14 protein-coding genes are annotated in these 9,350 nt (G+C 52.2%); 11 read left to right on the forward strand and 3 right to left on the reverse strand.

Features of this window, described 5'->3' with window-relative positions; all coding sequences use genetic code 11:
• Positions 1-3 precede the first annotated feature (3 nt).
• The 11 genes from rplO (at position 4) to ACR809_RS02125 (ending at position 6,173) form a co-directional block, all read left to right on the forward strand.
• Entirely contained in the window at positions 4-438 is a 435-nt protein-coding gene (gene rplO / locus ACR809_RS02075) for a 50S ribosomal protein L15 (protein WP_002919516.1), read from the forward strand.
• Positions 439-445: 7 nt separating this feature from the next.
• Positions 446-1,777, forward strand: coding sequence for a preprotein translocase subunit SecY (gene secY, locus ACR809_RS02080; RefSeq protein ID WP_002919515.1), 1,332 nt, complete (start codon positions 446-448; stop codon positions 1,775-1,777).
• 33 nt (positions 1,778-1,810) lie between these two features.
• Positions 1,811-1,927, forward strand: a complete 117-nt coding sequence (rpmJ, locus tag ACR809_RS02085) for a 50S ribosomal protein L36 (RefSeq protein WP_000868187.1) — start codon at positions 1,811-1,813, stop codon at positions 1,925-1,927.
• 146 nt (positions 1,928-2,073) lie between these two features.
• Complete coding sequence (gene rpsM, locus ACR809_RS02090) at positions 2,074-2,430, forward strand: 30S ribosomal protein S13 (RefSeq protein ID WP_002919259.1); 357 nt, start codon at positions 2,074-2,076, stop codon at positions 2,428-2,430.
• A gap of 16 nt (positions 2,431-2,446) precedes the next feature.
• Positions 2,447-2,836: a 30S ribosomal protein S11 gene (gene rpsK, locus ACR809_RS02095; protein WP_002919257.1), complete on the forward strand. Its 390-nt coding sequence runs from the start codon at positions 2,447-2,449 to the stop codon at positions 2,834-2,836.
• Between the two features lie 33 nt (positions 2,837-2,869).
• Complete coding sequence (gene rpsD / locus ACR809_RS02100) at positions 2,870-3,490, forward strand: 30S ribosomal protein S4 (protein ID WP_002919224.1); 621 nt, start codon at positions 2,870-2,872, stop codon at positions 3,488-3,490.
• A 25-nt stretch (positions 3,491-3,515) separates the two neighbouring features.
• Complete coding sequence (locus ACR809_RS02105; protein ID WP_002919219.1) at positions 3,516-4,505, forward strand: DNA-directed RNA polymerase subunit alpha; 990 nt, start codon at positions 3,516-3,518, stop codon at positions 4,503-4,505.
• A 40-nt stretch (positions 4,506-4,545) separates the two neighbouring features.
• A complete protein-coding gene (rplQ, locus tag ACR809_RS02110; protein ID WP_002919206.1) occupies positions 4,546-4,932 on the forward strand; it encodes a 50S ribosomal protein L17 in 387 nt (128 codons plus the stop codon).
• A 108-nt stretch (positions 4,933-5,040) separates the two neighbouring features.
• Positions 5,041-5,409 carry a DUF1992 domain-containing protein gene (locus tag ACR809_RS02115; RefSeq protein WP_002919204.1) on the forward strand — a complete coding sequence of 123 codons (369 nt, stop codon included), beginning with the start codon at positions 5,041-5,043 and terminating at the stop codon, positions 5,407-5,409.
• 2 nt (positions 5,410-5,411) lie between these two features.
• On the forward strand, positions 5,412-5,837 hold the full coding sequence (gene zntR, locus ACR809_RS02120) for a Zn(2+)-responsive transcriptional regulator (protein ID WP_108452815.1): 426 nt from the start codon (positions 5,412-5,414) through the stop codon (positions 5,835-5,837).
• A 57-nt stretch (positions 5,838-5,894) separates the two neighbouring features.
• A complete protein-coding gene (locus tag ACR809_RS02125; RefSeq protein WP_004188380.1) occupies positions 5,895-6,173 on the forward strand; it encodes an alternative ribosome-rescue factor A in 279 nt (92 codons plus the stop codon).
• Here ACR809_RS02125 and mscL read toward each other — a convergent pair.
• The 3 genes from mscL to rsmB all read right to left on the reverse strand — a co-directional run bounded on the left by mscL (position 6,109) and on the right by rsmB (position 9,348).
• Positions 6,109-6,522 carry a large-conductance mechanosensitive channel protein MscL gene (gene mscL / locus ACR809_RS02130; RefSeq protein ID WP_004145325.1) on the reverse strand — a complete coding sequence of 138 codons (414 nt, stop codon included), beginning with the start codon at positions 6,520-6,522 and terminating at the stop codon, positions 6,109-6,111. The genes ACR809_RS02125 and mscL overlap by 65 nt on opposite strands.
• 140 nt (positions 6,523-6,662) lie before the next feature.
• Complete coding sequence (trkA, locus tag ACR809_RS02135) at positions 6,663-8,039, reverse strand: Trk system potassium transporter TrkA (RefSeq protein ID WP_002919153.1); 1,377 nt, start codon at positions 8,037-8,039, stop codon at positions 6,663-6,665.
• 13 nt (positions 8,040-8,052) lie between these two features.
• On the reverse strand, positions 8,053-9,348 hold the full coding sequence (rsmB, locus tag ACR809_RS02140; RefSeq protein WP_004212524.1) for a 16S rRNA (cytosine(967)-C(5))-methyltransferase RsmB: 1,296 nt from the start codon (positions 9,346-9,348) through the stop codon (positions 8,053-8,055).
• Positions 9,349-9,350: the final 2 nt, after the last annotated feature.

Here is a 9,350-nt window from a genome sequence, read left to right on the forward strand (position 1 = left end):
GAGATGCGTTTAAATACTCTGTCTCCGGCCGAAGGCTCCAAAAAGGCGGGTAAACGCCTGGGTCGTGGTATCGGTTCTGGCCTCGGTAAAACCGGTGGTCGTGGTCACAAAGGTCAGAAATCTCGTTCTGGCGGTGGCGTACGTCGCGGTTTCGAGGGTGGTCAGATGCCTCTGTACCGTCGTCTGCCGAAATTCGGCTTCACTTCTCGTAAAGCGATGATCACCGCAGAGATCCGTCTCTCCGATCTGGCTCACGTAGAAGGCGATGTAGTAGACCTGAACGCGCTGAAAGCGGCTAACATTATCGGTGTCCAGATCGAGTTCGCGAAAGTGATCCTGTCTGGTGAGGTAACTCGTCCGGTAACTGTTCGTGGCCTGCGTGTGACTAAAGGTGCTCGTGCTGCTATCGAAGCTGCTGGCGGTAAAATTGAGGAATAAGTAGCAGATGGCTAAACAACCGGGATTAGATTTTCAAAGTGCCAAAGGTGGCCTTGGCGAACTGAAACGCAGACTTCTGTTTGTGGTCGGTGCGCTGATAGTGTTCCGTATTGGCTCTTTTATTCCGATCCCTGGTATTGATGCCGCTGTACTTGCCAAACTGCTTGAGCAACAGCGAGGCACCATCATTGAAATGTTCAACATGTTCTCTGGTGGTGCTCTCAGCCGTGCTTCTATCTTTGCGCTGGGGATTATGCCGTACATTTCGGCATCGATCATCGTGCAGCTGCTGACGGTGGTTTATCAACCGCTGGCGGAACTGAAGAAAGAAGGGGAGTCTGGTCGTCGTAAGATCAGCCAGTACACCCGCTACGGTACTCTGGTGCTGGCGATATTCCAGTCGATCGGTATTGCTACCGGTCTGCCGAATATGCCTGGTATGCAAGGCCTGGTGATTAATCCAGGCTTTGCATTCTATTTCACCGCTGTTGTCAGTCTGGTCACAGGGACTATGTTCCTGATGTGGCTCGGCGAACAGATCACTGAACGTGGTATTGGTAACGGTATCTCGATCATTATCTTCGCCGGTATCGTTGCGGGACTCCCGCCGGCCATCGCCCATACTATCGAGCAAGCGCGTCAAGGCGACCTGCACTTCCTCCTGTTGCTGTTGGTTGCAGTATTAGTATTTGCAGTGACCTTCTTTGTTGTATTCGTTGAGCGTGGTCAACGCCGCATTGTGGTAAACTACGCGAAACGTCAACAGGGTCGTCGTGTCTATGCTGCACAGAGCACACATTTACCGCTGAAAGTGAATATGGCGGGGGTAATCCCGGCAATCTTCGCTTCCAGTATTATACTGTTCCCGGCAACCATCACGTCATGGTTCGGGGGTGGTACTGGTTGGAACTGGCTGACAACAATTTCGCTGTATTTGCAGCCTGGGCAACCGCTTTATGTGTTACTCTATGCGTCTGCAATCATCTTCTTCTGTTTCTTCTACACGGCGTTGGTTTTCAACCCGCGTGAAACAGCAGATAACCTGAAGAAGTCCGGTGCATTTGTACCAGGAATTCGTCCGGGAGAGCAAACGGCGAAGTATATCGATAAAGTGATGACTCGCCTGACTCTGGTTGGTGCGTTGTACATTACTTTTATCTGCCTGATCCCGGAGTTCATGCGTGACGCGATGAAAGTGCCGTTCTACTTCGGTGGGACCTCGCTGCTTATCGTTGTTGTCGTGATTATGGACTTTATGGCTCAAGTGCAAACTCTGATGATGTCCAGTCAGTATGAGTCTGCATTGAAGAAGGCGAACCTGAAAGGCTACGGCCGTTAAAACTGGTCGCCCGAGAAGTTACGGAGAGTAAAAATGAAAGTTCGTGCTTCCGTCAAGAAATTATGCCGTAACTGCAAAATCGTTAAGCGTGATGGTGTCATCCGTGTGATTTGCAGTGCCGAGCCGAAGCATAAACAGCGCCAAGGCTGATTTTTTCGCATATTTTTCTTGCAAAGTTGGATTGAGCTGGCTAGATTAGCCAGCCAATCTTTTGTATGTCTGTACGTTTCCATTTGAGTATCCTGAAAACGGGCTTTTCAGCATGGTGCGTACATATTAAATAGTAGGAGTGCATAGTGGCCCGTATAGCAGGCATTAACATTCCTGATCACAAACATACCGTTATCGCTTTAACCGCTATTTTCGGTATCGGCAAAACCCGTTCTAAAGCCATCTGCGCTGAAACGGGCATCGCTGAAAATGTTAAGATCAGTGAGCTGTCTGAAGAACAAATTGATATTCTGCGTGAAGCAGTAGGTAAATTTGTCGTTGAAGGTGATCTGCGCCGTGAAATCACCCTGAGCATCAAGCGTCTGATGGACCTTGGTTGCTACCGTGGTTTGCGTCATCGTCGTGGTCTCCCGGTTCGCGGTCAGCGTACCAAGACCAACGCACGTACCCGTAAGGGTCCGCGTAAACCGATCAAGAAATAATCGGGGTGATTGAATAATGGCAAAGGCACCAATTCGTGCACGTAAGCGTGTAAGAAAACAAGTCTCTGACGGCGTGGCTCATATCCATGCTTCTTTTAACAACACCATCGTTACCATCACTGATCGTCAGGGTAACGCACTGGGTTGGGCAACAGCCGGTGGTTCCGGTTTCCGTGGTTCTCGCAAATCCACTCCGTTCGCAGCTCAGGTTGCAGCAGAGCGTTGCGCAGAAGCCGTAAAAGAATACGGCATCAAGAATCTGGAAGTTATGGTCAAAGGTCCGGGTCCGGGTCGCGAATCTACCATTCGTGCACTGAACGCCGCTGGTTTCCGCATCACTAATATTACTGATGTGACTCCGATCCCTCATAACGGTTGTCGTCCGCCGAAAAAACGTCGCGTATAACGCTGCGTTTTCCAGGTTAGTTGGAGAAAGAAAATGGCAAGATATTTGGGTCCTAAGCTCAAGCTGAGCCGTCGTGAGGGCACCGACTTATTCCTTAAGTCTGGCGTTCGCGCGATCGATACCAAGTGTAAAATTGAACAAGCTCCTGGCCAGCACGGTGCGCGTAAGCCGCGTCTGTCTGACTATGGTGTGCAGTTGCGTGAAAAGCAAAAAGTTCGCCGTATGTACGGTGTGCTGGAGCGTCAGTTCCGTAACTACTATAAAGAAGCAGCACGTCTGAAAGGCAACACCGGTGAAAACCTGTTGGCTCTGCTGGAAGGTCGTCTGGACAACGTTGTATACCGTATGGGCTTCGGCGCCACTCGTGCTGAAGCACGCCAGCTGGTTAGCCACAAAGCGATTATGGTAAACGGTCGTGTTGTTAACATCGCTTCTTATCAGGTTAAAGCGAATGACGTTGTCAGCATTCGTGAGAAAGCGAAAAAGCAATCTCGCGTGAAAGCCGCTCTGGAGCTGGCTGAGCAGCGTGAAAAGCCAACCTGGCTGGAAGTTGATGCTGGCAAGATGGAAGGTACGTTCAAGCGTCAGCCGGAGCGTTCTGATCTGTCTGCGGACATTAACGAACACCTGATCGTCGAGCTTTACTCCAAGTAAAGCTTAGTACCAAAGAGAGGACACAATGCAGGGTTCTGTGACAGAGTTTCTAAAACCGCGCCTGGTCGATATCGAGCAAGTGAGTTCGACGCACGCCAAGGTGACCCTTGAGCCTTTAGAGCGTGGCTTCGGCCATACTCTGGGTAACGCACTGCGCCGTATTCTGCTCTCATCGATGCCGGGTTGCGCGGTGACCGAGGTTGAGATTGATGGTGTACTGCACGAGTACAGCACCAAAGAAGGCGTTCAGGAAGACATCCTTGAAATCCTGCTCAACCTGAAAGGGCTGGCGGTGAGAGTTCAGGGTAAAGATGAAGTCATCCTTACTTTGAATAAATCTGGCATTGGCCCTGTGACCGCAGCCGACATTACCCACGACGGTGATGTCGAAATCGTCAAGCCGCAGCACGTGATTTGCCACCTGACTGATGAGAACGCTGCTATTAGCATGCGTATCAAAGTTCAGCGCGGTCGCGGTTATGTGCCGGCTTCTGCCCGAATTCATTCGGAAGAAGATGAGCGCCCAATCGGCCGTCTGCTGGTCGACGCCTGCTACAGCCCTGTAGAGCGTATTGCCTACAATGTTGAAGCTGCGCGTGTAGAACAGCGTACCGACCTGGACAAGCTGGTCATCGAAATGGAAACCAACGGCACAATCGATCCTGAAGAGGCGATTCGTCGTGCGGCAACCATCCTGGCTGAACAACTGGAAGCTTTTGTTGACCTACGTGATGTACGTCAGCCAGAAGTGAAAGAAGAGAAACCAGAATTCGATCCGATCCTGCTGCGCCCTGTTGACGATCTGGAATTGACTGTCCGCTCTGCTAACTGCCTCAAGGCAGAAGCTATCCACTATATCGGTGATCTGGTACAGCGTACCGAGGTTGAGTTGCTGAAAACGCCGAACCTGGGTAAAAAATCTCTTACTGAGATTAAAGACGTGCTGGCTTCCCGTGGACTGTCTCTGGGCATGCGCCTGGAAAACTGGCCACCAGCAAGCATTGCTGACGAGTAACCGGATCACAGGTTAAGGTTTTACTGAGAAGGATAAGGTCATGCGCCATCGTAAGAGTGGTCGTCAACTGAACCGCAACAGCAGCCATCGCCAGGCTATGTTCCGTAACATGGCAGGTTCGCTGGTTCGTCATGAAATCATCAAGACGACCCTGCCGAAAGCGAAAGAACTGCGTCGCGTAGTTGAGCCGCTGATTACTCTTGCCAAGACTGATAGCGTTGCTAATCGTCGTCTGGCATTCGCCCGCACTCGTGATAACGAGATCGTGGCAAAACTGTTTAACGAGCTGGGCCCGCGTTTCGCGAGCCGCGCCGGTGGTTACACTCGCATTCTGAAGTGTGGCTTCCGTGCAGGCGACAACGCGCCGATGGCATACATCGAGCTGGTTGATCGTGCTGAGCCGAAAGCAGAAGCTGCTGCAGAGTAATCTGTAGTAACGTAAAAAAACCCGCCCTGGCGGGTTTTTTTATATCTACCCCATCCCCATTTCACTACACTATCTGTACTCTTTTTGTTCATCCCCTGGAGCCGTAGAATGTGGTTGCTGGATCAGTGGGCGGAACGTCATATCCTCGATGCCCAAACCAAAGGTGAGTTCGATAATTTACCCGGCAGCGGAGAACCGCTGACTCTCGATGACGATTCACATGTGCCGGCGGAGTTGCGGGCAGGCTATCGCCTTCTGAAAAATGCAGGATGTCTTCCTCCGGAACTGGAGCAACGCAAAGAAGCGTTGGCTCTGGCAGACTTACTGAACGGCGTCCGTCAGGACGATCCGCGTCATGCCGAACTTAGCAAACGCCTTGCCCTGCTCGAGCTGAAGTTACGTCAGGCAGGTCTGAACACCGACTTTTTACGCGGTGAGTACGCCGATGCGTTGCTGCAAAAAATAAATCAGGAGTAAATATGTATCGTATTGGTGAATTGGCAAAACTGGCTGACGTGACGCCTGATACCATCCGCTACTATGAAAAGCAGCGGATGATGGATCATGACATACGCACCGAGGGAGGATTTCGTCTGTACTCGGATAACGATCTTCAACGGCTGCGCTTTATTCGTTATGCCCGACAACTGGGTTTCACCCTGGAAGCGATCCGCGAATTATTGTCGATCCGCATCGATCCGGAGCATCATACCTGTCAGGAGTCGAAAGGGATCGTTCAGGCGCGATTAAGTGAAGTTGAGGCGCGGATTAAAGAGCTACAGACGATGCGCCGCTCTCTGCAGCGGCTCAACGATGCCTGTTGCGGCACTGCCCACAGCAGCGTTTACTGTTCTATCCTTGAGGCCCTTGAACAAGGGGCCAGCAACGGCAATGGCGGACGTTGATTTTTTAAACGCGCGGATCTACACTCGCGCCGAGTTTATACATATACCGGAGTAACTATGAGTCGCTATCAGCATACTAAAGGACAAATTAAAGATAACGCCATTGAGGCACTTCTCCACGATCCGTTATTCAGGCAGCGCGTAGAGAAAAACAAGAAAGGGAAAGGAAGCTATCAACGTAAAGATAAACATGCAGGAAGGGTTGATCGGGAGGCCAGTGGCAAGCAAGCGAATCGCTTTTTTACCACTGGCCTTCTGCTTTCTCTGCTGATTAAGAACGGTTGTTTTGTTCTTTCAGCAGATCGCGAATTTCGCTCAGCAGAACTTCTTCTTTAGAGGGAGCTGGCGGTGCCGCCGGAGCCTCTTCTTTCTTACGATTTAACTTATTCATCAATTTAATCGCCATGAAGATGGCAAACGCGACGATGATAAAATCGAAAACGTTCTGAATGAATACCCCATAATGCATCACCACAGCCGGGACATCGCCCTGGGCATCACGTAGCGTGACGGCAAACTGTTTAAAATCGATCCCGCCAATCAATAGGCCGAGTGGCGGCATAATAATATCCGCGACCAGTGATGAAACAATTTTACCGAATGCTGCACCGATGATCACACCCACTGCCAAATCGACAACGTTCCCGCGCATCGCGAATTCGCGAAACTCTTTTAAAAAACTCATTTTATTCTCCTTGTGCCAGCTGACGTTGTAAGTTTAACAAATGTATTTTCATTTGCCATTCCCAGCAGATAGTTACTGCAAAATATTAACCTTTGAATAATAAGGGATAATAAAAAGGCGCCTGTTCGGCGCCCTGGGAATTACAGGAAGAAAGGACTTGGCTGGAACAGCCTTTCGACATCGGAAATAAACTTCTTATCGGTCAAAAACATGATCACATGGTCGCCCTGCTCGATCCGTAGATTATTATTGGCGATCATCACGTCATTGCCCCGCACGACGGCGCCGATGATCGTGCCCGGTGGAAGTTTGATCTCATCGATCGAACGCCCGACTACCCGGGAGGTGCTCTCATCGCCGTGCGCGACTGCCTCAATCGCTTCTGCAACGCCGCGGCGCAAGGAGGAGACGCCGACAATATCGGCTTTACGGACATGACTGAGGAGTGCGGAAATTGTGGCCTGCTGAGGCGAAATCGCAATATCGATGACGCTACCCTGGACCAGATCCACGTAGGCTCTGCGCTGGATTAGCACCATCACTTTTTTCGCGCCCATTCGCTTGGCCAACATAGCCGACATAATATTGGCTTCGTCGTCGTTAGTGACGGCAATAAACAGGTCCACCTGGTCAATATGCTCTTCAGCCAACAGCTCCTGGTCCGATGCATCCCCGTAGAAGACGATAGTATGCTGCAGCTTTTCCGCTAGCTCAGCGGCTCGCTGCTGATTACGTTCGATAAGCTTAACGCTGTAATCTTTTTCCAGCTTATGGGCCAGACCCGCGCCAATATTGCCCCCGCCGACCAGCATAATACGCTTATACGGCTTTTCCAGTCGCTGCAGTTCACTCATGACCGCGCGAATATGCTGCGAGGCGGCAATAAAGAAGACTTCATCTCCGGCCTCGACAATCGTCGAGCCCTGCGGGCGGATGGGGCGATCGTGGCGGAAAATGGCGGCCACGCGCGTATCGATATGCGGCATATGCTCCCGCATAGTGGATAAGGCATTCCCCACCAGCGGGCCACCATAATAGGCTTTTACTACCGCGAGACTGACTTTTCCTTCTGCGAAGTTCACGACCTGCAGCGCGCCGGGATATTCGATCAGACGGTGGATGTTGTCGATGACCAGTTGTTCCGGAGCGATTAAGTGATCGATGGGTACCGCTTCAGAGTTGAAGAGCTTTTCCGCATCACGAACGTAATCAGGCGCACGAATACGCGCTATGCGGTTTGGCGTATTGAACAATGAGTAAGCGACCTGGCAGGCCACCATGTTGGTTTCGTCCGAACTAGTGACCGCTACCAGCATATCGGCATCATCGGCCCCCGCCTCACGCAGTACGCGAGGGTGAGAGCCATGCCCCTGGACGACACGCAGGTCGAACTTATCCTGCAGGCTGCGCAGACGGTCGCCATTGGTATCAACCAGCGTAATATCATTGTTCTCGCCGACGAGGTTTTCCGCCAGCGTGCCGCCGACCTGGCCGGCGCCCAGAATAATAATCTTCATCTGCAGTGACCCATTAGTTCCGACGTTTGATTAGCTTAGCGTAAAAGAAGCCATCACCTTCTTCCACGCCCGGCAGATTTTGCTGCCCGGGGCTCGCCGGCGTGCCGGTGGCGTGAAGTTCTGCATCCGGAGTTCGCGCGAGGAAAGCGGCAATTTGCTGACTGTTCTCTTCCGGCAGAATAGAACAGGTTGCGTAAACCAGCGTGCCGCCTGGCTTCAGGTGCGTCCAGGTGGCATTGAGGATCTCGGCCTGCAGTTGGGCTAACTCGGCGATATCCCGATCCCGGCGCAGCCATTTGATATCCGGATGGCGGCGAATAACGCCGGTTGCGGAGCAGGGGGCATCCAGCAGAATACGATCGAACTGCTCATTGCCACACCACTGCTCAGGGAAGCGGCCATCGCCCTGCTTGACTTCGGCTTTCATGCCCAGCCGTTTCAGGTTGTCATAGACGCGGGACAGACGCTGTTCATCAATATCCACCGCCATAACCTGAGCCTGGGGAGCGACTTCCAGAATATGCGTCGTCTTCCCGCCCGGCGCCGCGCAGAGATCGAGAATGCGTTCGCCATTTTCCGGTTGCAGGTAGCGCATACAGCCCTGAGCCGAGGCATCCTGGACGGTCACCCAGCCTTCGGCAAAGCCTGGTAACGCGTGGACCGGAGCAGGGGTGGCCAGGCGTACGGCGTCCGGATAATCAGGGTGGGTAAAGCCCTCTAAACCGGTCTCGTTAAGCAGGGCAAGCCACTCATCCCGGGAATGATGGTTGCGGTTAACGCGCAGCCACATCGGCGGGCGCTGGTTGTTCGCCTCGACGATCTCCTGCCACTGCTGCGGCCAGGCCTGCTGCAGGCGTTTCAGCAGCCATTTGGGATGAAGATAGCGGTTTTCATGCTCAGCAAATTCGGCTAACAACGCTTCCTGCTGGCGCTGGAACTGGCGTAGCACGCCGTTGATTAGCCCTTTAAGCTGCGGGCGTTTAATGGCCACCGCGCCTTCTACCGTTTCCGCCAGCGCGGCGTGTGGTGGAATGCGGGTGTAGAGTAACTGATAGAGACCAACCATGATCAGAAAGTGCACGGTGCGCTGTTTGCCGGTCATCGGACGCGCCATTAGCTTGCTGATAAGCCACTCCAGCTGGCTTAGAGTACGTAGTACACCAAAGCACAACTCCTGCAGTAGCGCTTTATCTTTATCGCTGACTTTCTGCTGTAGAGGGGGCAGTACGTTGCTTAAAGACTGCCCTTTTTCAACAACTTGCTCGATAGCCTGGGCGGCCAGGCTGCGTAAATTTATATTCTTTTTCATAA

This window comes from Klebsiella sp. CD33 (assembly GCF_051992865.1).
Taxonomy (GTDB): domain Bacteria; phylum Pseudomonadota; class Gammaproteobacteria; order Enterobacterales; family Enterobacteriaceae; genus Klebsiella; species Klebsiella pneumoniae.